This is a genomic window from Neobacillus cucumis (assembly GCF_016908975.1).
GTDB lineage: Bacteria > Bacillota > Bacilli > Bacillales > Cytobacillaceae > Neobacillus > Neobacillus cucumis.
On the sequence record NZ_JAFBEX010000003.1, the window covers coordinates 14,061 to 36,512 of the forward strand.

The following is a 22,452-nucleotide window of genomic DNA, read 5'->3' on the forward strand; positions in this document are numbered from 1 at the left end:
TACTTCCCCAGATTTACAAAAGATTAATAAGATGGGGCTTTCACCTTAACATGTTCTCCACATCCTGGTTTAAATAATACCTTTTCTCCAGAGCGGATTACCATTCCTTTGTGAATTGTTACTACAAGTCTACTCTCATAATAATGAAATTAACATTCTTCATCAACCATCTTGATGTCACGTGTAAAGTTGGTATTTTTTCTTTCATCATCCTATCTTTCCATTTCGACAAAAGGACCTTTGCTTCCTTCTTTTGTGATGAAGAAATTAATGGAATTATTGGGCTGTAATAGGGAAACACGGCTTCTCTTATCCAACTTCTAATTCCTTTTCTTAAGACAAGCTATGCTATAAACCATAAATCTATGACTTTTTTAAGATGATAAAAATAGCAAAAAGCTGCACAAAGGCAGCTCTAGCGGATAAGATTATTTAGATGTGAAAAAAAGTTCGGATATGATACAGAAATTGCCTCCGGTCGTGCTAGTTCTACTTTATCCTTACATAAAAGGGCAGCTATCGCTAGCATCATTCCAATACGATGGTCTCCATGACTGGAAACATCACCACCATTTAACTTGGATTTCCCGTGGATAATCATCCCATCATGAGTGGCTTCAATGTTAGCACCCAATTTATTTAATTCTTGAACTACTGTGTCAATTCGGTTCGTCTCTTTAACCTTTAACTCTTCGGCATCCTTGATGATGGTTGTTCCTTCTGCTTGTGTTGCCAATAGAGCAATAATCGGAATTTCATCGATGAGTCTTGGTATTAAGTTTCCTTCTACAACCGTACCTTTAAGATTTGAAGTTTTGATTCTAAGATTTCCAGATGGTTCAAAACCATTGTCCTCCGCTTGGACAATCTCTAAATCCGCTCCCATGTTCTGCATAACTTCAATGATTCCGGTTCTAGTTGGATTTAATCCAACATTTTCTAATAAAATTTCACTATCCGGGATAATAGCACCAGCTACTAGGAAAAAAGCAGCTGAAGATATATCACCTGGGACACGAATAGTAGTTCCAGTCAATTTTTGTCCACCTTCGACTCGAATCGTATGGTGATCTTTAGTGATTTCACCACCGAATTGGCGAATCATTCTTTCAGTATGATCACGTGTCTCAGCCGGCTCAATAATCGTACTTACACCATCTGCTTGAAGTCCCGCAAGAATAAGTGAGGATTTAACCTGTGCACTTGCGACTGGAAGTTCATATTCAATCGGCTGTAAATTTCCCCCGCGGATTGCAATAGGAGTATAAGAGCCATTTTTTCGACCATCCAATTTTGCACCCATTTTTGAAAGTGGCACCGTCACCCTTGTCATTGGTCTCTTTCCAATGGATTCATCGCCAATTAATGAAGAGAAAAATGGTCTTCCAGCTAAAATTCCCATTAATAAACGGATTGTTGTACCAGAGTTGCCTACATCAAGGAGCTCGGATGGCTCTGTTAATCCTTCAAATCCATTGCCAATAATTCGAAGTTCATTATCTGATTCCTCTATCATAACCCCAAGCTTCCGGAAGCAAGAAATGGTACTTAAACAATCATCACCAGGCAAGAAATTAGTTACCTTCGTTTCACCATGAGCGATGGAACCGAACATAACAGAGCGATGGGATATTGATTTATCTCCTGGAATTGTTACATTACCAACTAAACGATTGATGTTGGTCTTAAGTTTTAATGTCGACATCAAAATCACCTTTTTATTTATATCAAAATTTATCAAACATGTAATAACAAATCAGCTTTAATAATTAGGCTGTGTGAACAGTTATAGTTAATTTTAGAATGATGTTGATTGTAGCGGAAGGCGCTCGACTCCTGCGGGAGTACGGGGCTGGGGAGACCCCACAGGCGCTTTAGCGCCGAGGAGGCTCCCCGGCACGCCCGCGGGTTTGCTGAGCGCCTGTAGCGGAAATCAACATACATGTTTAACCCAGACAATAATTAAATACCTACTGAAGTGGCGTAGTTAGAATAGCTGCCTATACATTGCTCAGCCCTTTGACGGTCTTCCTCCGTTTGAAAACTAATAACCAACACTCCATTAATATCTTCACGTGTTTCTAAGATTCGAATATTAGTTATACTTATTTGTTCCTTAGCTAGATAACCAGTTATCTCTGAAATGACCCCAGGATAATCGGGAACATCAACATACAAATCATAAAAGGATGGGATTGCTCCTTTTACCTTCTGTGGCAGTCCATCGCGAAACTGTTTTGCCTGGCTAAAATAATTGAAAATTGCCGAACTGTTTTCTTGTTCTAATAGTGTTTTAACCTCATTCATTTCCGACTGCCAGTGATTAAGTAATTGGATTAGTATGTCGCGATTGTGAAGCAAGATATCCTTCCACATCTTAGGGCTGCTTGAAGCAATCCTCGTTATATCACGAAATCCACCCGCTGCAAGGCGTGGAATAAGACTCTCTGTTTCGGAGAGTTTTTCCGTCTGACGAACAATCGAAGCAGCAATAATATGTGGAAAATGACTTACAATTCCAGTTAAATAATCATGTGTATCAGGAGTTGTCCTTAAAAATTTAGCATGTGTCCCTTTTAACCACTCTTTTAGCGTTTCGACTTTGTATTCTTCAATATGGTCTTCAGGAGTTAACAAATAAAAAGCATTTTCAAATAATATTTCTTTCGCTGCTGAAACTCCACTTTTGTGTGAGCCGGCCATAGGGTGACCACCAATAAAGGTGATCCCCTGCTCATTCAAACTTCGGCTACTCTCGACAATTTTCCCCTTAGTACTGCCTGTATCTGTTACAATTACTTCGGAATTAAGTGGTAGCTCAGAGAGCAATTGAATAATTTCTTTTGTTTCGTTTACCGGCGCCGCTATAATGATTAAATCAGCTCCGATAGCCCCACTAGGGATACTTTCCGCTATTTCATCTATGACGCCAAGCATCTTAGCCAGCCTAGCCTGTTCGTAGTTAATATCGAATCCTACAATTTCTGACTCCATATGTTCCTTCTTAATACACAGCGCTAAGGAACCACCTATTAATCCTAAGCCAATGACAAAAACCCGGCCCTTCAATTTTATTCCCCCTAAATAGAGAAAACCGCCTATTAGTTCGCTCCAAGAAATTCACTTAATACCTTTAACACACCCTCGTTCTGTTCACGAGAGCCCACGGTAATTCTTATTGATGTTGGGAAGCCTAGAGGCTTACCGGAACGAACAATATAACCTCTTTCTTGTAAATATTGAAAAACCTTATCTCCATCTACTTTAAAATCTATTAAGATAAAATTAGTCTGAGTAGGGTAATATTCTAGGTGATGCTGTTCGCAAAATTCATAAAATTGTGCAAGTCCCTGTCTATTCTTCTCTCTACATTCTTTGACAAACTGCTGATCATCAATGGCTGCACTTGCAGCTAACTGGCCTAGAGAATTAACGTTAAATGGCTCTCTCGCCGGCTCTAAGGCCTTGATTATAGCTGGATTTGCAACCCCATAGCCAATTCTTAAGGCAGCCAAACCATAAATCTTTGAAAAAGTCCTTAGGACAATTAAATTATTGAACTTACGTGTCAACTTTATGGAATCATAATAATCATCCGCCACAACATACTCATAATAGGCTTCGTCAAGAACTACTAAGATATGGGAAGGTACCTTTTCGAGAAATGGGACTAATTTATTCTCCGGTATATATTTACCTGTCGGATTATTAGGACTGCAGACCCAAACGACATTTGTCTGATCATCAATGGCCGCTAACATAGAGTCTAAATCATGTTCCCCGTTCACAAGTGGAATTTCCTTGATAATGGCCCCCTCAATCACAGCATTATGTTTATACTGTGAAAAAGTTGGATCAGCCATAACCGTACTGGCATTAGGATGTAACAACGCCCTTGAAATAATCTGAATTAAGTTATCAGATCCATTTCCCAAAATCAGCTCCTGCTCTTCCACCTGCAGAAAGGAGGCTAGTTTCTCTCTTAAATTCGTAGCATAACCATCAGGATAAATCGCAAAACTTGTTTGATTGGACTGAAGTGCTGTCTGAGCTGACTCAGAGCACCCAAATGGATTTTCATTGGATGCCAACTTTACAATTTTTTCAAGATTAAATTGTTTCTTTACTGCCTCAATGGACTTACCTGGTTGATATGGAGTCAGTGATAATAACTGCTCTTTCCATCTCATTTTCTCCACCCCGTTTACTTATTAAATTTATTGATTTTATAAAGCAGGACTGTTGTTTAAATCAGGTCTTAATACTTCTGCACCGTTTAAGTAAACATGAATAATTTCTTCCTGTGGTACACTTGTATTGACGTGCATCATTACTCTAACACATAACTTCAACGAATTAGGTACAGGCATTTCCCTCATACACATTACTGGTACATAAGTCCAACCAGGAAATTTTCGCAATACCTTTGCTGGAAAAACAGCATCAATATCTTCTGTTGTAGAGACAAATACGGAGGCAACCGAGTCAGGTTCAATTTGATTAACTTCAATTAACTTAGCAAAAAGTTCTTCCGTTGCTGTCAAAATTTCTTCTTCAGAATTACTATTAACTGTTGTAGCTCCCCTCAACCCTCTAATCATAAACAATCACCCTTATCTTAAAAATTGTTTAACTCTTGCCATATTTTTTCTTCAGCTACTTCTTTAAGTATTGGGTTCCCCACTTGTTCAAGTAAAACAAAGCGGATTACATTTCCAACGGATTTTTTATCCTGTTTCATTCTTTCAATCAATTTCTCAAAGGAGAGCTGCTTAGGTACAACAGTTTCATAACCTAACTGTTGTACCCAATCAATAAATTCACCTAAATTAAATGATAAACCTGATAAATGATTACTTAATTTTAAGGCAAATATCATTCCAATCATGACTGCTTCACCATGGGTAAATTTACCATAGCCCATTTCTGCTTCGATGGCATGTCCAAGTGTATGCCCTAAATTCAAATAGGCACGAACTCCGGTTTCTTTCTCATCTTGAGAAACGAATTTATTTTTTATTTTGATCCCTTTTACCAATGAATCAGATAATTGCTTACTTGTAATTTCGTTTAAATTATGAATATTTTCCTTTAACCAATCATAAAAATCAGGATCTGAAATTAGGGCATGTTTAATAACCTCAGCAAACCCCGAGCGGATTTCATGAATTGGCAGAGTTTTTACCAGTTCAAGATCATAAAAAACCGCTTCAGGCTGATAAAAGGCGCCAATCATATTTTTCCCTTGTGGATGATTGATCGCGACTTTACCACCAACAGCACTATCATGTGCGAGAATTGTCGTTGGAATCTGAATGAACGGAATCCCGCGCATAAATGTTGCCGCAACAAATCCAGATAAATCACCAACTGCCCCTCCTCCAAATGAAAGTACAACTGACTTACGGTCTAGATGATTTGCAAGTGCCATTGATTGCGCCTCATAATATACATCAAAGGTTTTTGCCTTTTCACCTGCAGGTGCAGTGAATACGATTGGGTCCCAAGACTTTAGAACTCGAAGCAACTTTTCAAGATGAAACGTTGCAACGGTTTCGTCTGTAATGATTAGAATTTTTGTTAAACCAGGAAAATGATTGGTTAGAAATGTGCTTATTTCTGCTCTAATTCCTTCACCAACATAAACAGGATATTGTTTAGATTCTGTTTGAATCTGAATGGTTTCCATTAAAATTCCCTCGCATATTCACGATGTCTATTGATTTCATCAACAAGAGTCGTAAACCGGTCACTGTTAAATTGGTCAATTATTGCATCGGCCAATTCCCATGCGACCGCATGCTCAGCTACTACAGCCGCGGCTGGGACTGCACAACTATCCGACCGTTCTACACTCGCCGCAAATGGCTCTTTTGTTTCAATATCAACGCTCATAAGTGGTTTATACAATGTTGGAATTGGTTTCATAACGCCCCTAACAACAAGTGGCATCCCAGTTGTCATACCGCCCTCAAAACCGCCAAGACGGTTTGTTTTACGGTAGTAACCTGTTTGTTCATCCCATGCGATTTCATCATGTACTTGACTGCCAGGAAGTCTCGCTGCTTCAAAGCCAAGACCAATTTCAACACCTTTAAAAGCATTAATACTCATAATGGCCGCTGCTAATTTACCATCCAATTTCCGATCATAGTGCACATAGCTTCCAATACCCGCAGGCATACCTGTAACGATGACTTCGACAACCCCACCGATGGAATCACCGTTTTTCTTTGCATCGTCAATAGCCGTCATCATTTCTTGTTCCACCTGAGAATCAGCAACTCGAACAGGGGATAATTCTGTCACTTCTTTTAATGCCTCAATCGACATTGATCGATTAACCGAGGCTTTCACCCCGCCGATTTCGACAACATGTCCAACAATGTCGATGCCTAGCAATGATAATAATTTCTTCGCTACTGCACCTGCTGCAACTCTAACCGTTGTTTCTCGTGCCGAAGAACGCTCTAAAACATTTCTCATATCCCGGTGACCGTATTTAATCGCACCATTTAAATCGGCATGTCCAGGTCTAGCCCTAGTCACCTTCCGCTTGATTTCGTCTTCTTGCCCTTCCTCTAAAGGCTCAATGCCCATTATTTTTGTCCAGTGTTTCCAGTCATTGTTTTTAACCACTAGCGCGATTGGTGAACCAAGAGTTTCTCCATGACGAACACCTGAAACAATTTCTGCTGTATCCTTTTCGATTTGCATACGTCTTCCGCGACCATATCCTTTTTGACGTCTGGCTAATTCATTATTTATATCTGAAGCTTCAAGCGGCATTCCCGCCGGCAAGCCCTCTAATATTGTTGTTAACTGCGGTCCATGGGATTCTCCTGCTGTTAAATATCTCATTCCCATTGCTCTTTCCCCCTTCAACTCATTAAAGAATTATGTATCAATATAACATATTCGACAAAATAAACATAGTACTACTATTCAGAAAATAGGGATAAAATTTTTCTGAAATCGGATACAAAAAAGGCGCTTGTATAATTAATACAAGTGCCCACGTTTTTTAATTTAATAAATCCATTCGTTTACTAGTTTAGAATAATCTACCAGTTCCGTTTCTTTAAAGAATAAACCGATTTCACGAACGGCACTTTCTGGAGAATCTGAACCGTGTATAACATTTTTACCGACAATTAGACCAAAGTCACCACGAATGGTTCCTGGGGCAGCGTCCTTCGGATTAGTAACACCCATCATTTGTCGTGCTGTTTTTATGACATTTTCACCTTCCCATACCATAGCAAAAACAGGTCCAGAAGTAATGAAGTCTACTAATTCTCCAAAAAAAGGACGCTCTTTATGTTCACCATAATGTTCTTCAGCAAGCTCATTAGGAATACTCATTAATTTAGCCCCTACTAATTGAAAGCCCTTTTTCTCAAAACGAGCAACAATTTCACCAATTAAGTTACGCTGAACTCCATCAGGCTTTACCATTAAAAAAGTTTTTTCCATGGTTTTCACTCCTAAAAATATTATGTATAAATGATTGTTAGTTGGAACAATCCATGGAAATGTTAACATTTTTTTGAATATTAAGCAAGATGGCAATTGAAAGAAAACTAAAACTTTCGTCTGCCTATATATTTTGCAATATCTCTTAATGTTTTTTTAGCTTTATTCTCTGGTAACCCGTCTAAAACAGTTAACGCTTTATCTAAGTAGTGATCACTTAATGCGAATGATTTTTCTATAGCACCCGATTTTTTAATTAAGGAAATAATCTCACCTATTTCCTGTGCTTTCATATTTACATGTACCTTTTCAATTTGACTAAATATTTGCTCGTTATCCATTGCAAAAAGGGCTGGCGCCGTAATATTTCCTTGTAGCAGATCGCTTCCTGCAGGCTTTCCAAGTTCCTTTTCCGTCGAAGTAAAATCTAATATATCATCAATAATTTGATAGGACATTCCAACATAATAACCAAATCGGAAAAGTTTTTTATGATAGTTTTCTTCAACCCCTGCAGCAATGGCACCTAACTGACAACTCACCGCAATTAACAAGGCTGTTTTCCTTTTAATTCTCCTCAGATAATCCCTTAGGGTTTGATTGAATCTGTACTTATCTTTAATTTGTTGAATCTCCCCAATCGTCACTTCAACGATTGTATTGGCTAATATTTTATGTGCGTCAGGGCTTTTGATATTTGTCATCAATTCCAGGGCAAGCGCAAAAACAAAGTCACCTGTATACATCGCAATTTTATTATCCCATTTTGATTTAACGGTAGGCTGTCCTCGTCGAAGATCTGCATCATCTATAACATCATCATGGACAAGAGAAGCCATATGAATTAATTCTAAAGCAACAGCTACATTTTTTAACACATGAATGTCGTAATGGCCAAATTTACCAGCAAGCAAGACAAAAACAGGACGAATTCGTTTTCCTCCGGCTTGTAATGTATGCATAGAAGCTTGTTTCAAAAGAAGAGACTCTGGCTGAATGGTCTCTTCAAGTTCCTTTTCAATTATGTTAATATCCGAATTCAAAAATGAATACATCATTTTTAATTTCATTTGTATTCACCCTGCTTTTCATCCTGTCTCCAATTTGAAGAATTATATTTTTTTCCCTATATGAACAGCGGCTGCTCCTCCGCTATACGGTTTATATTTCACATCATTAAAACCAGCTTGTTCAAATAACTTGGCAAGCTCTCTCATTCCAGGGAAATCCCTTGCTGATTCATGCAGCCAAGCATATTCTCGATAGCTTTTCGCCAATAATTTACCGAAGAGCGGCATAATAAATCGGAAGTAAAAATAATAAAGCTGTTTATAGCCAATCAAAGTTGGCTGTGATGTTTCAAGACATACAACTATTCCACCAGGTTTTACAACCCGGTACATTTCTTGTAAAACCTTCAAGTAATCCGGCACATTCCTTAAGCCAAAACCAATGGTAACATAATCAAAGCTGTTGTCAGGGAAGGGTAATTCCATGGCATTTCCATGGATTAAGGTAACCTGCTCAAGACCTAAATCTTTCACTTTTTCTTTACCCACGTTTAACATGTTTTGACTAAAATCAAGACCTGTCACTTTTCCAGTTGGACCAACTGCTTCCGCTAAAGCAATTGTCCAATCAGCCGTTCCACAGCATACATCGAGAGCCTTTGACCCAGGTCGAACACTCATTCTTCTCATGGTATCTTTCCGCCACTTGACGTGTTGTTGAAAGCTAATAACCGAATTCATTTTATCATAGTTATCAGATATCTTTTCAAACACATTGTGTACGCGCTGTTCTTTCGATTGCTGCATGTTTTACCCTTCTTCCACAAAAGTTTTTACATATGGCTGGAACTGATCCAATAAAGCTATGGTCCTTTTTTCAAGAAAGTCATTTAGGTTTGGGAGTTGGTATAACTCTGTTTCAATAGTCTGTTTCGAACGTTCTAAATATTTGTCACAAACATTTATTAAATGCTGTTGTTGTTCTTCTGTAAAATTTTTTACCCCTGTGAAGAACATCTTTTCCAATGATTTAAATAAGATTGAGCTACCTGACTGAAGAAATTGATTTCTCTCATTTAATAATCGTTTAAATAATAGCAAATTTGCAAGAAAGCCATTCCATAACTCTACTTTAAAATACTCAGAGAACTTTGTTAGTAAGGAACTTTCAATTCGGAGCATACTCCTCATTAAACTCTCTATTTCCTTAGCCTGACTTTGGTACACAAGAATCTTATTTTCGTTTACTTCCTTTACCCCTTTTGAAAGCGACTTTATCATGTTAATATCTTCTGCATCCGCGAGAAGTTTATAGTATAGTCCGCTAAAATAATCTCCTGCTAGTACTGTTAATTGACGTTTCTTCTCATCTAAGGGAGTACTTGAAATAAACTCATGGGTGTCAAGGGCAATTTGGATTAACATTGTTGCTAATGTATAATTAGAAATTTTGCTAAAAGACAGACCGAGCGGTTCCAACATAGAGACAAGGATTAACAGTTTATCCTCATCAATCCTTGGGGGTTCAATGTATTCAAGCAAGTAAGAATCCAAAACCCTTTTTTCGACCTGTTCTTTTATCAATATAAATTTTTGCCGAATGTCCTGCACTTTTATCACCCTTGCTTCCCCGATGTAATCACTCTATGTATTTTTTATTATATCTTATCTATATCAGTGAAATTAACATGCCCATTTATAATGAATAAATTGTCTCGTAAAATAAACAAGGCAGACACAATTATATCACAAAAGCACTGACATGGGCAGAATTTCACAAAATAATCATTTATCGTTTAATAAGGGGAGAGTCTCTCCGTTACTTTCTGGTTTCACTTTCAACTTCACCGAATTGTGTAAGTATTTTAGCGTTTCCACGAATTTTTATCGCTGATGTATGCTCAGTAAACTGGGCAATGAGTACTTCCCCTTTATCAAGCTTTTCCGAATGGTGAAACCTTGTATCAGATCCTCTTGTTAAACCGATCACACTGACACCATCATCTATTGCTTTAATGACCACATAATCACTATTTTGCGGATTTTTCTTTTCCAATTTCTTCACTCCAATCTGTCAATAAACCAGGGACCTAGCTTTTAATTAATGAAAGCACTTCAGACCGGGCTATTGCATCGTTTGCAAAAATCCCGCGAACCGCTGTTGTAATGGTTTTGGAACCAGGCTTTTTAACGCCGCGCATTGTCATACACATATGCTCCGCTTCCACTACTACCATTACACCATGTGGGTCAAGCTTTTCCATCATACTATCAGCTACCGTCGAAGTAATCCTTTCTTGCAGTTGCGGTCTCTTAGCTACACTTTCAACCGCACGGGCTAATTTACTTAGGCCTGTAACTCGACCGTTTTGTGGAATATAAGCTACATGGGCTTTCCCAAAGAAAGGGACTAAGTGATGTTCACACATTGAAAAGAACGGAATATCCTTCACTAGGACAAGTTCTTCGTGATCTTCACTAAATATAGTCTCAAAATGCTGCATTGGATCTTCAGTTAATCCGCTGAATACTTCCTCATACATCTTTGCGACTCTCTTAGGTGTATCAAGCAAACCTTCTCGGTTCGGGTCCTCACCGATTGCTTCAAGTATTAAACGTACCGCATCTTCAATCTGGGTACGATTGATTTCTGACATACAAATTTCCTCCTAAAGTGTATCTTTTAAGTATAAACAACAAATACATATTAGCACAATCATTTCGGTGCAAGCAAAAAAAGTAGAAAAAAGGCCATGGACTTGTCCATGACCTTTGCTCTTAAGCTACTCGCTTAAAGCAATCATTTATGTAATTACTTAACTGCATCTTTAAGCGCTTTACCTGGTTTGAAAGCTGGCACTTTGCTAGCAGCGATTTCAATTTCATCACCTGTTTGAGGGTTACGACCTTTACGGGCAGCACGCTCACGTACTTCAAAGTTACCAAAACCAATTAATTGTACCTTATCACCATTTTTTAAAGCATCTAAAATCGCATCAAAAACAGCATCAACTGCTTTTGTAGCGTCCTTTTTTGAAAGCTCGCTAGCTTCAGCAACTGCATTAATAAGTTCTGTCTTGTTCATGCCATTCACCTCCTCCCAAAGAATGATCAGAATTCGTAAATAAGATTACTTATCTACATTTCTAAACAATTTTTCTAATTTCTATACGTCATAGCTTGGTTTTATTCACAGAGTAATACAATTTTGCCAAATTTAAAGACCTAAATCTATTTATTGATTGAAAACCCTGTAAAATAAAGGTTTCACGCACTACAACGTAATCTGTTAAAAGATTATCATAATCATTTCCGCATATCAAGATGATTTCATGAAATAATGGTAATCTTTTCTTTCGTTTCTCGATATTCTGCTATATTTGTCTTATTTTTTGCCAGAAACAAGAAAAAAGGACCCCGAATGGAGCCCCACTATTAGAGGATTATTGCAATCAAGCCACCTGAACCTTCATTAATGATTCGCTCTAAGGTTTCTTTTAATTTATATCTTGCATTCTCTGGCATTAAAGATAATTTAGCTTGAATTCCCTCACGAACAATGGAACTTAAACTGCGACCGAAAATGTCTGAATTCCAAATGGATAATGGATCATCCTCAAAATCCTGCATTAAATACCGGACTAACTCTTCACTCTGTTTCTCCGTTCCAATAATCGGCGCAAACTCTGATTCAACGTCGACTTTAATCATATGAATGGATGGAGCTACCGCTCTAAGTCTAACACCGAATCTAGCACCCTGACGGATAATTTCCGGTTCTTCAAGACTCATATCTGAAAGGGTTGGCGAGGCAATACCATAGCCCGTTTGTTTAACCATTTTTAAAGCATCGGCAATATGATCATATTCCGCTTTTGCATGAGCAAAATCCTGCATTAATTCTAGCAGATGATCCTTACCTCTAATTTCAACACCGACAATTTCTTTTAATATATCATCATATAACTCATCCGGAGCAATTAAATCAATTTCTGCTACCCCAGAGCCCATCTCAATACCTGCTAATCCAGCCTTATCAATAAATTCAAAATCACTGAATTGCTGGACGACACGGTCAACATCTCGTAACCTCTTAATATCTTTAACGGTTTCTTTGACAGCATCTTGATAGCTTTGGCGAAGCCAATGATTTTCCTTAAGTACCATAACCCAACTTGGCAGGTTCACATTGACTTCAAGTACTGGGAACTCGTATAGCGCCTCGCGGAGAACATTTAGAACATCGCTATCACGCATACTTTCTACACTCATGGCGATAACAGGGATATCATATTTTTCTGCTAAACTTGTTCTTAATGTTTCTGTGCTAGGGTGGTAAGGCTGAGCACTATTAACCACCATAATAAATGGTTTGCCAACTTCTTTAAGCTCATCGATTACCCGTTCTTCTGCTTCAATATAATTACTTCTAGGTATTTCGCCAATTGTTCCATCCGTCGTAACGACAACCCCAATGGTGGAATGTTCCTGGATCACTTTTCTGGTACCAATTTCAGCTGCTTCATGGAATGGGATAGGTTCCTCATACCATGGTGTGTTAATCATTCTAGGACCATTCTCATCCTCGTAGCCCTTAGCACCTGGGACTGTGTATCCCACACAGTCTACAAGTCTTATATTTACATTAAGACCCTCTTCAACATGCACTGTTGCTGCCTGATTTGGGACAAATTTTGGTTCAGTGGTCATAATTGTTTTTCCAGCTGCACTTTGCGGCAGCTCATCTATTGCTCTTGATCTTTCTGCTTCGCTGTTTATATTCGGTAAGACAACAAGCTCCATAAATTTTTTAATAAATGTTGATTTACCAGTTCGAACTGCTCCGACTACTCCTAAATAAATATCACCGCCTGTTCTCTCGGCAATATCTTTAAAAATATCAACCTTTTCCAAGTGATCCCCTCCCGATCATTGAGTAAAGTGGGATAATATCATCCATATTAGGTATTTTTGGACAGTATATATTTATGACGTTGTCCTATCTTGTTATGACACTTTTAAAAATTTTTTTACCCCCTTGTTAAAATTTCACACCTTTACTTATCTGTTTTTCTCTGAACATTTGGCATAATGGAGGGTTTCTAAGTATGGTTAACGGATATGGAGATAAACCGCTCATCCCATATCGACATTATATTTTTAAGCGGAAAAAACCCTTCTCCTACAATATATTTCGTAGGAAAAGGGTTATGACAAAAATTAAGTTGGTACCTTAGGAGCAAGGTATAACACCATTCATGATTTATTGTTCTAAAAATACCGGTTCTTTTGTCTTAGGATCGATGGTAATGGGAAGGGAATATGCCGGTACAAACATGGAATCATCCATTAAGATTGAACGAATATCTTCGCCAGGTTTTAGTACTTGATGTGTCTTTTTCATTGCTTGATAGAGATCAGGTCGATAATCCACGTATACTTCTGCATCACCAGTAATAACAAGAGAGAGGTTTTGATTCGTAAATGGACTTACTACATAGGGATCATTCTTATAACCAAGTTTAGAATAATCCAGAGTAAACACATTCCTCGCTAATTGTTTTTTATATGGCGGATACCCATTGGTGCTTATTCTTAATTTAATATCACGAATGGTATCTGCCAGTCTTAGATCCAACAGTTTAACGGTGGGATTAGTCTCAACATTAACAAGCACATATTGGAAAATGCCACCGCTCTCATAAGCATTTCCTGGCGGCTCGGCTATATATTTAGGTGCAATCTTTTTAAAGTCAATGGGATATTTTTGATAAATCGGTGTATTAGCTTCTTTTGTTTTAATCGGGAGAATCCCGCCATTATCTTTTTGAAAGTCATCTACTGCTGTTTGTACAGTTTTAATTTGATCTTTATATGGGATCTGATTTTGCGTCAATTTTTCTTCCGGATACATGCATCCTGATATTAGGATTGCAGTTAGCACAAGAAAGCTGAGCAGCGTTATTTTTTTCATAAAATCACCTTTAGATTTATGTATATTAATAAATTCATGTAAAAAAAACGATCAATAAGGTTAACCCTGCGACAATCATAAATAAATAAGCGAGAAATGCTGTTAATATTCGAAATACCCCAGTTAACTTATACCGGCTCCAATATATAGTAATAATAGCAAGAAACATAAGAGCCATCCCTGCAATGGAAATCCACATTTTTATCATGGCTGGCGACAATTCCTATTCCCCCTTTTTCGAAAATTAATTATAACATAGCTAGGATTATAAAAGAATTTTTTTACTGAAAATAAAAAAAACCGAAGTAAAGAGGGGCGATTTCTTTACTTCAGCCATTCTGACTAAATAACCCATAATCCAGCGTATACTACTAGGTTGCTTCGTTGCATTGTATGCAACCTAGAGAAAAAACGCTTCATGAGATAGCCTATTTTCTTGATAAAAATGCACATTTTTAATCCTCAAGGGATTTTTCTTCAAGGACATTCACTAGATCTTCCATTTCATGGGTTCTGCCACGTGCCATTAGAACATCGACGGCATCTTTGGCATTTTTACCATTGAATAAAACATTATATAAAGCTGATGTAATTGGCATTTGAACATTATACTTTTGTGCGAGCTGAAAGGCAGCTTTGGTTGTCCTTACTCCCTCAACAACCATCCCCATATTCTCAAGAACCTCATCAAGTGTTTTTCCTTTACCAAGCAAGTTTCCAGCTTTCCAGTTCCTTGAATGAACACTTGTACAGGTAACAATAAGGTCTCCAATCCCAGTTAATCCGGAGAAGGTTAAAGGATTTGCCCCCATTTTTGTTCCAAGCCGGGCGATTTCTGCAAGCCCCCTGGTCATTAATGCCGCCTTTGCATTATCACCATACCCAAGTCCATCTGTAATACCAGCAGCCAAGGCAATGATATTTTTTAACGCGCCGCCAATCTCTACTCCGATAATATCTGAGTTGGTATACACACGAAAATTTTGATTAATAAATAAATCCTGAACATATTCAGCTGTTTGCATGTTTTCAGACGAAACGGTTACGGTTGTTGGATGTCTAAGGCTTACTTCTTCGGCATGACTTGGTCCTGATAAGACAACAATATCTTTTAACATTTCTTTTGGCATTTCTTGTTTTATAATCTCAGAAATACGTAAAAGGGTATTAGGCTCAATCCCTTTGCTGACATGTGTAATGATAAGAGGGGCTTTTTGTACAGCCCTAATCTTTCCAAGCACTTCTCTAATAGCTTTGGTCGGGACAGCCAAAACAATGTTCTCTACCCCCATTAGTGCATCGCTAAGTGAGGCAAACCCTACAATTAATTCTGGCAGCATAATTTCAGGTAAGTATTTTTTATTGGTATGCAATTCATTAATTTCTTTTACTTGATCCTCATTGTGACTCCATAAACGTACTTCATAAGCATTATCTGCAAGTACAATCGAAAGGGCTGTCCCCCAACTCCCAGCCCCAATAACTGTAATTGGTGCTTTTGTTTCCTCCTTCATTACCCTTCACCTGCCTATATTTTATTTTATTTTCTTTCTCGAGCATAAATCTTAATAGGGGTTCCTTCAAATCCGAAAGCGTCTCTAATTCTGTTTTCAAGAAAACGCTCATATGAAAAATGCATTAATTCTGGTTCATTTACAAAAACAACAAAGGTTGGAGGTTTGACAGCTACTTGAGTCGTATAATAAATTTTAAGCCTTTTCCCTTTATCTGTTGGTGTTGGATTCATGGCTACCGCATCCATAATAACATCATTTAACACACTAGTTTCCACCCGCATTGAATGGTTTTCACTTGCCGTATTGATCATTGGCATTAAAGTATGAATCCGTTTTTTTGTTTTTGCCGATAAAAAGACAATTGGAGCATAACTAAGAAATAAGAAATGTTCTCTTATCTTTTGCTCTAATTCTTTCATCGTCTTTTCATCTTTTTCGACAGCATCCCATTTATTGACGACAATAACTACAGCTCGTCCAGCTTCATGAGCATATCCCGCTATTTTCTTATCTTGTTCAATGATTCCTTCTTCGGCATTTATAACCACTAGAACTACATCAGAACGTTCGATTGCCCTTAGCGCCCGAAGAACACTATACTTCTCAGTGCTTTCATACACTTTCCCTTTTTTTCTAATTCCAGCGGTATCAATAATGACATATTCTTGTCCGTTATACGTATAAGGAGAATCGACTGCATCACGTGTTGTGCCAGCAATATTGCTGACGATGACACGCTCTTCACCCAAAATGGCATTGACCAGTGATGATTTTCCTACATTCGGTCGTCCAATCAAGGAAAACTTGATTACATCTTCATCATATTCTATTGGCTTAGATTTTGGGAAGTGTTTTGCTGCCTCATCCAACAAATCTCCAAGTCCCAATCCGTGTGAACCTGATACCGGGACTGGTTCACCAAATCCCAATGAATAAAAATCATAAATGAACTCACGCATATCAGGGTTATCAATTTTATTTACCCCTAAGACTACTGGCTTTTTGGATTTATAGAGGATTTTTGCTACTTCTTCATCCGCTGCGGTAACCCCTTCACGTCCATTTGTTAAAAAAATGATAACATCCGCTTCATCAATGGCTACCTCTGCCTGCTGACGAATTTGCTCTAAAAACGGCTCATCGCCAATATCTATTCCTCCCGTATCAATTACATTAAAATCATGTGTTAACCACTCACCTGAACTGTAAATCCGGTCTCTTGTTACTCCAGGAATATCCTCAACGATTGAAACACGTTCACCGACGATCCTATTAAAAATTGTGGATTTACCAACGTTAGGTCTTCCCACAATGGCAATAACAGGTTTAACCATATAAATCGCCATCCTTTCAAATATATTTCACTAAAAAAGTGTTATTTTGTTAGCATTATTTATATTGTTCTTATTAAGTAAAGAAACCCTTCTGTCAACAAGAAGGGCCTAACTTCAACTATTTTAACAATGTTAATCCTTTCCCGCAATGGAAAGGATTATCCTTCAACCCATTTTATGAAGATTTTTGTTTCTCCTTTTCAAAATAATGAAAATGAGCCTGGATATAAGTACCAGCATTTTCGATAGCACTCCAGCATACCAGTAACGCTGCAATTAACGCAATTGCGTCAAGATATTCATAACTGCTTATTTCATAAGGAAAAGAGAATTGGCTTAATGTATAAGCATATAAAAACTCCCCTTGCAGTGTTCCACAAATCACAATCAACAATCGGCCTTTTAAGGTTTTCTGTAGAAGAATGGCAAGGTATCCAAAACAAATCCCCATCATCCATTCCTTTTTAAAAATAATCCATATCGGATCAAAAATCTCAAATAAATGGAAAGCTACATAACCAATAGATACTATTAATGAACAGATATAGAAATAAAACATTGCTCCTTGTTTTTCTTTACTAAAAAATGAATAGCAAATGATTAATAAAAATATACCACAAGCATGAATCTCTAAATTCTCCCCGATAACAAACTTCAGATTGGATAATAGAATGACAATCAGAATAATGGCGGATAGTTTTAATCGGTAAGGGTTTTTTTTGTCAGTCATGAATGTAAGATATACCCAAAAGAACCAGCAAATCCAATAAAACATCGAACCCTCCATCCATACACCTCCTATTATTTTCATTATTGGTAATCTTTATGTACTTTCATACTATCTGTATAATATTTCAATCGTGAATCATCTTATAAATAGGAGGTGTGAAAATGGGAAAAGACCGCCAAGAGAAAAAACTTAAAGCTAGTAGAAGAGTGGAATCCGATCGGGATCAGGCGTTACACTATGCAGGTTCAACGAAATTATCAAGTCCCGAGGAAGCAAGGGATTTGAACGATGGAAAATATGATCAATAATAAATTAAGCTCTCGCTAATCTGCGAGAGCTTTAATTTATTTTTCGCTGGCTATATAGTTTGGTATCAATTCCTCTTTGATTTAACCAATGATGAATTTCACCTGAAATAATAAGTGGAGCCTTTTTTAAGTCGGATATGGATTTTGCCCCTAATGCTGTCATAATCATAGTTAACTCGCGATGAAGAGTTTCAATTCCCTCCACCAACGCTTCCAAGCCTTCTTCAATTAAAATCTGTAAAAAGAAACCAGCCATTCCGATGGCACTGGCCCCAATTGCTATTCCTTTTGCAATATCTAAACTTGAAGTAAAACCACCAGAGCCAATGATTGGAATTTCCGGTGCAATACTTGCTGCCTCCAGAATAGAAATAGGGGCAGAGATCCCCCAATTATTAAAAAAAGGAAAAGATTTTTCTCTTCGTTTATTTTCTATTTCCGCAAAGTTGGTCCCACCAGAGCCACCAACATCTACGATAGAAGCACCTGCCGAATATAATAATTCAACTGTTTCTTTGGACATTCCAAAACCGACTTCTTTAACAATTACAGGCACATTTACTCTTCCGACAATTTGTTCTATTCTCTTTAAAGCACCAGTAAAATCTCGATCGCCTTCTGGCATTGTTAGTTCTTGGATAACATTTAAATGAATTTGCAGGGCATCTGCACCGATCATATCGATTGCCAAACTTGCATGTTCAATGGTTGCCTCACTTCCTAGATTGGCAATCACGATTCCATTTGGATTTTCTTTACGGACAATTTCGTACGTATATCTTTCCTGTTTATCTTTAATTGCTGACATTTGTGACCCAACAGCCATAGCTAAGCCAGTATGTTTCGCAGCGATCGCTAGTTGTTTATTAATTTGATATGTTTTTTCTCCGCCGCCGCCTGTCATGGCATTGATAAAAATTGGCGAACTTAAAGAAAGTTCGCCAATTACGTCATTTAATCGAACATCCGACACATTGATATTCGGTAAGCTTTGGTGAATAAATTTAATATCGTCGAAAACTGTAGAACGATTTTGCCTATTCTCTAGGGCAAAGCGAATATGGTCCCACTTTCGTTCAGATCTTGACACTTACATCACCATTATTTTCCTAGATTCTTTAGTTTATCTCCGATCATTTCCCCAAGCTGAAAACCCTTAGATTCTTCAGGAAGCTCGTAATCGAAATTTTCCTCAACCTCTTTTTCAAGCAATTCCTTTATGCTCAATGATAAACGTTGATCTTGCTCGTTTACTTCTAGAACCTTTACTTGTACTTCTTGACCCTCTTTTAAAACTTCATGCGGAGTTCCGATATGTTTATGAGCAATTTGTGAAATATGAACAAGTCCTTCTACTCCTGGGAATACCTCTACAAAAGCTCCATAAGACACTAGTCTTTTCACAGTACCACTTAAAACGCTTCCTTTAGGTGCTTTTTCAGTAATATTGCTCCAAGGTCCTGGAAGGGTTTCCTTAATTGATAAAGAAATTCTTTCATTATCACGGTCAACACTTAATACTTTTACGTTCACTTGTTGACCTTCATGTACAACATCCGAAGGCTTATTTACATGATTATAAGATAACTGTGAAATATGAACAAGTCCATCAATTCCACCGATATCTACAAATGCGCCAAAATCAGTGATTCTTTGAACTGTCCCCTCAATAACCTGTCCTACTTCTAGAGCACCAAGGCGGTTTTGTTTTGCCTTACCTTTTTCATCTTCTATAACTGCACGATGAGAAAGGATTAAACGATTTTTATCCTTGTCAAGTTCCACAATTTTAAATGAAAGTGTACGTCCTTTATAGTCACTAAAATCCTCAACAAAATGCGCTTCAACAAGAGAAGCTGGAACAAATCCGCGAACACCTAGGTCCACTACTAGTCCGCCTTTAACAACATCCTTAACCTCAGTTTCAAAAACCTCTCCCGCTTGGAATTGTTGCTCTAAGCTTTCCCAAGCTTTTTCTGCATCGACTTTACGCTTTGAAAGAACTAGTGCTTCTTCTTCTACTTTAGTCACTTCTAATTCTAGCTCATCACCTTCAGCTACAGCATCAGATGCCTTTTCAATATGCAAGCTTGACAGTTCGCTAATTGGAATAATTCCATCTAGTTTACTGCCTGGAATATTTACAAGCACCTGTTTTTCCTCTACTTTAGTAACTTGTCCAGTTACTTTATCCCCAATTTCAAAGTTTTTCACTTCTACTTGATTTAATTCTTCCGACATATGTATTCCTCCTTAATCCTTTTACTCATAAAAATCTATATATGATTTGGTGAAAAGCAGGCAGCAAACACCACATATAAAATAAAACAAAACCACAAGAATTTTCAAAAAAAACCTCTTTTTATTAACTTCTTACAAATAGCCTTTTTTGTCAAGCAGAAGCTTTTTTATGCTCTTTAATAAGTTTATCAATTTCTGACATAATTATTTCAGTAACTTGCTCGGCAGAAGCTTTAGTTTGCCTCATTTCGGTTAAATCAATGGGTTTACCATAAACCACTTTTAATTTTCTTAAACTTTTATACGGACCAATAACAGCACAGGGAACAACCTGTGCTTCTGTTCTTAATGCGAAAAAACCGGCTCCGGCCAGACCTTTTCCTAGTTCGCCAGTTTTGCTTCTGGTTCCTTCGGGGAACAAGCCAAAAACATGTCCATCCTTTAAGAGCTTTAATCCTGTTCTCAATGCTTCACGATCATTAAATCCTCGCTTTACTGGAAATGCGTTACATTTTCTAACAATATTTCCAAAAACCGGTATGTTAAAAAGCTCTTCCTTAGCCATATAATGTACAGGACGTGGTTGCATAATGCCAACAACGATTGGGTCAATAACACTAATATGGTTGGAGCATAGCAGAACGCCGCCCTCTTTCGGAATATTCTCTACCCCAATGGCTTGTACCCTGTACCATGGTTTAAAAATGGTATACACCACCGATTTAGCAAACCCATAAAACGTCAAACTCACCCTATACCCATCCTTTCATGTACAAGTACCATAATTTTTTCGACAACATCAGGAATGGTCAAAGAGGTTGTGTCAATTTCAATTGCATCAGTAGCCTTCTTCAATGGAGCTACTTCTCTTTGGGAGTCTAACTTATCTCTTTGTGCAATTTCTGTTTTTAATTGTTCCAAATTAGATGGAAAGCCTTTATCAAGATTTTCGGCATGACGTCTTTCAGCTCTCTCGTCTACGCTTGCAAGCAAAAACACTTTAACTTCAGCATTCGGTAAAACATGTGTTCCAATGTCTCGTCCATCCATTACAACTCCGCCATCCGTTGCAAATGCCTTTTGTCTCTTGACCAATTCTTCTCGAACTTTTGGCTGTCTAGCAACATAGGATACTGAATTTGTTACCTCTGTGGAGCGTATCAGATCAGTAACATCTTGGTTGTCAAGAAAGACCAATTGTCCTTTTTCAGAAGGTCTGAGTTCAATTACGGTCGAAAGAAGAGTGTCTAATAATGATGCTTCATCTTCCAAATCCAATTGGTTTAAGATCGCTTTATATGTCAATGCTCTGTACATCGCACCAGTATCAATATAGATATAAGAAAGCTTTTCTGCCACAATTTTTGCTACTGTACTCTTCCCGGCTGCAGCTGGACCGTCAATTGCAATTGAGATTTTTTTATTCATATATCCTCCTAAATGCCTTCATAATCGTCTAGTCTACTCTATTTATTTTACCACAATAAAGTGATATGCCTCTTTTTTTTAACTTTTTAATAAAGAAAAAATAATTTATTTTCTTTCTATATGTCAAAACAGTTCATAAGAAAATAGGAAAGTATAACCCTCACAATGAAATGGGAAGGTTTATACTTTCCTATTTGAGACAAGTTTTATTTTTCAATTCCTTTAAAGGTTTGGAGGATTTCCGTTGGTTTACTCTCATTAACACCTTCATACCTTGTTAAATGTTTTATCTGCGGGAAGATATCCAGTTGATGAAATAGGAATTGTGTTAAAAATAAAAAGATAAATTGAACAATCACTAATTTAATGATAATTCTCTCAACTGTTTTCATTCTGCTCACTCCTAATTTAAAAAAAGGCTTTGTTGTTAATTT

Annotated in this window: 25 protein-coding genes; 1 reads left to right on the top strand and 24 read right to left on the bottom strand. The window is 37.6% G+C overall.

Annotated elements, in window-relative coordinates:
• Positions 1–415 precede the first annotated feature (415 nt).
• From aroA to JOC76_RS04325, 19 genes are all read right to left on the bottom strand, one after another.
• Positions 416–1,705 carry a 3-phosphoshikimate 1-carboxyvinyltransferase gene (gene aroA / locus JOC76_RS04235; protein WP_205176354.1) on the bottom strand — a complete coding sequence of 430 codons (1,290 nt, stop codon included), beginning with the start codon at positions 1,703–1,705 and terminating at the stop codon, positions 416–418.
• 257 nt (positions 1,706–1,962) lie between these two features.
• Positions 1,963–3,069 (bottom strand): prephenate dehydrogenase, encoded by a 1,107-nt coding sequence (locus tag JOC76_RS04240; protein WP_205176355.1) that lies wholly within the window; start codon positions 3,067–3,069, stop codon positions 1,963–1,965.
• 32 nt (positions 3,070–3,101) lie between these two features.
• The gene (gene hisC, locus JOC76_RS04245) at positions 3,102–4,190 is read right to left on the bottom strand and encodes a histidinol-phosphate transaminase (protein ID WP_205176356.1); all 1,089 of its coding nucleotides are present in this window, start codon (positions 4,188–4,190) and stop codon (positions 3,102–3,104) included.
• 36 nt (positions 4,191–4,226) lie between these two features.
• Positions 4,227–4,601: a chorismate mutase gene (gene aroH, locus JOC76_RS04250; protein WP_205176357.1), complete on the bottom strand. Its 375-nt coding sequence runs from the start codon at positions 4,599–4,601 to the stop codon at positions 4,227–4,229.
• Between the two features lie 17 nt (positions 4,602–4,618).
• On the bottom strand, positions 4,619–5,689 hold the full coding sequence (gene aroB, locus JOC76_RS04255; protein WP_205176358.1) for a 3-dehydroquinate synthase: 1,071 nt from the start codon (positions 5,687–5,689) through the stop codon (positions 4,619–4,621).
• Positions 5,689–6,861 carry a chorismate synthase gene (gene aroC / locus JOC76_RS04260; RefSeq protein ID WP_205176684.1) on the bottom strand — a complete coding sequence of 391 codons (1,173 nt, stop codon included), beginning with the start codon at positions 6,859–6,861 and terminating at the stop codon, positions 5,689–5,691. The genes aroB and aroC overlap by 1 nt, the downstream gene beginning before the upstream one ends.
• Positions 6,862–7,029: 168 nt before the next feature.
• Positions 7,030–7,476: a nucleoside-diphosphate kinase gene (ndk, locus tag JOC76_RS04265; protein WP_205176359.1), complete on the bottom strand. Its 447-nt coding sequence runs from the start codon at positions 7,474–7,476 to the stop codon at positions 7,030–7,032.
• 107 nt (positions 7,477–7,583) lie between these two features.
• A complete protein-coding gene (gene hepT / locus JOC76_RS04270; protein WP_205176360.1) occupies positions 7,584–8,546 on the bottom strand; it encodes a heptaprenyl diphosphate synthase component II in 963 nt (320 codons plus the stop codon).
• Positions 8,547–8,588: 42 nt separating this feature from the next.
• Complete coding sequence (locus tag JOC76_RS04275) at positions 8,589–9,293, bottom strand: demethylmenaquinone methyltransferase (RefSeq protein ID WP_205176361.1); 705 nt, start codon at positions 9,291–9,293, stop codon at positions 8,589–8,591.
• Positions 9,294–9,296: 3 nt separating this feature from the next.
• Positions 9,297–10,106: a heptaprenyl diphosphate synthase component 1 gene (locus JOC76_RS04280; RefSeq protein WP_307784686.1), complete on the bottom strand. Its 810-nt coding sequence runs from the start codon at positions 10,104–10,106 to the stop codon at positions 9,297–9,299.
• Between the two features lie 199 nt (positions 10,107–10,305).
• Positions 10,306–10,542: a trp RNA-binding attenuation protein MtrB gene (gene mtrB, locus JOC76_RS04285; protein ID WP_205176362.1), complete on the bottom strand. Its 237-nt coding sequence runs from the start codon at positions 10,540–10,542 to the stop codon at positions 10,306–10,308.
• Positions 10,543–10,576: 34 nt separating this feature from the next.
• The gene (gene folE, locus JOC76_RS04290) at positions 10,577–11,143 is read right to left on the bottom strand and encodes a GTP cyclohydrolase I FolE (protein WP_205176363.1); all 567 of its coding nucleotides are present in this window, start codon (positions 11,141–11,143) and stop codon (positions 10,577–10,579) included.
• Positions 11,144–11,298: 155 nt separating this feature from the next.
• Entirely contained in the window at positions 11,299–11,571 is a 273-nt protein-coding gene (gene hbs, locus JOC76_RS04295; protein WP_007084878.1) for a non-specific DNA-binding protein Hbs, read from the bottom strand.
• 350 nt (positions 11,572–11,921) lie between these two features.
• Entirely contained in the window at positions 11,922–13,400 is a 1,479-nt protein-coding gene (gene spoIVA / locus JOC76_RS04300; protein ID WP_205176364.1) for a stage IV sporulation protein A, read from the bottom strand.
• A 349-nt stretch (positions 13,401–13,749) separates the two neighbouring features.
• Complete coding sequence (locus tag JOC76_RS04305; protein WP_205176365.1) at positions 13,750–14,460, bottom strand: YphF family lipoprotein; 711 nt, start codon at positions 14,458–14,460, stop codon at positions 13,750–13,752.
• A 34-nt stretch (positions 14,461–14,494) separates the two neighbouring features.
• Positions 14,495–14,680, bottom strand: coding sequence for a DUF2768 domain-containing protein (locus tag JOC76_RS04310; RefSeq protein ID WP_205176366.1), 186 nt, complete (start codon positions 14,678–14,680; stop codon positions 14,495–14,497).
• A gap of 235 nt (positions 14,681–14,915) precedes the next feature.
• Positions 14,916–15,974: an NAD(P)H-dependent glycerol-3-phosphate dehydrogenase gene (locus tag JOC76_RS04315; RefSeq protein ID WP_205176367.1), complete on the bottom strand. Its 1,059-nt coding sequence runs from the start codon at positions 15,972–15,974 to the stop codon at positions 14,916–14,918.
• A 26-nt stretch (positions 15,975–16,000) separates the two neighbouring features.
• Positions 16,001–17,311 (bottom strand): ribosome biogenesis GTPase Der, encoded by a 1,311-nt coding sequence (der, locus tag JOC76_RS04320; protein ID WP_205176368.1) that lies wholly within the window; start codon positions 17,309–17,311, stop codon positions 16,001–16,003.
• Between the two features lie 175 nt (positions 17,312–17,486).
• Positions 17,487–18,098, bottom strand: a complete 612-nt coding sequence (locus tag JOC76_RS04325) for a YphA family membrane protein (protein WP_205176369.1) — start codon at positions 18,096–18,098, stop codon at positions 17,487–17,489.
• A 104-nt stretch (positions 18,099–18,202) separates the two neighbouring features.
• Here JOC76_RS04325 and JOC76_RS04330 point away from each other — a divergent pair, with 104 nt between their 5' ends.
• The gene (locus tag JOC76_RS04330) at positions 18,203–18,349 is read left to right on the top strand and encodes a YpzI family protein (protein ID WP_205176370.1); all 147 of its coding nucleotides are present in this window, start codon (positions 18,203–18,205) and stop codon (positions 18,347–18,349) included.
• A 31-nt stretch (positions 18,350–18,380) separates the two neighbouring features.
• Here JOC76_RS04330 and fni read toward each other — a convergent pair whose 3' ends face one another.
• The 5 genes from fni to JOC76_RS04355 form a co-directional block, all read right to left on the bottom strand.
• Entirely contained in the window at positions 18,381–19,439 is a 1,059-nt protein-coding gene (gene fni, locus JOC76_RS04335; RefSeq protein ID WP_205176371.1) for a type 2 isopentenyl-diphosphate Delta-isomerase, read from the bottom strand.
• 11 nt (positions 19,440–19,450) lie between these two features.
• On the bottom strand, positions 19,451–20,590 hold the full coding sequence (gene rpsA, locus JOC76_RS04340; protein ID WP_205176372.1) for a 30S ribosomal protein S1: 1,140 nt from the start codon (positions 20,588–20,590) through the stop codon (positions 19,451–19,453).
• Positions 20,591–20,741: 151 nt separating this feature from the next.
• Positions 20,742–21,335, bottom strand: coding sequence for a lysophospholipid acyltransferase family protein (locus JOC76_RS04345; protein ID WP_205176686.1), 594 nt, complete (start codon positions 21,333–21,335; stop codon positions 20,742–20,744).
• Positions 21,336–21,337: 2 nt separating this feature from the next.
• Complete coding sequence (gene cmk / locus JOC76_RS04350; RefSeq protein WP_205176373.1) at positions 21,338–22,018, bottom strand: (d)CMP kinase; 681 nt, start codon at positions 22,016–22,018, stop codon at positions 21,338–21,340.
• Positions 22,019–22,224: 206 nt separating this feature from the next.
• Complete coding sequence (locus JOC76_RS04355) at positions 22,225–22,410, bottom strand: YpfB family protein (protein ID WP_205176374.1); 186 nt, start codon at positions 22,408–22,410, stop codon at positions 22,225–22,227.
• Between the last annotated feature and the right edge of the window lie 42 nt (positions 22,411–22,452).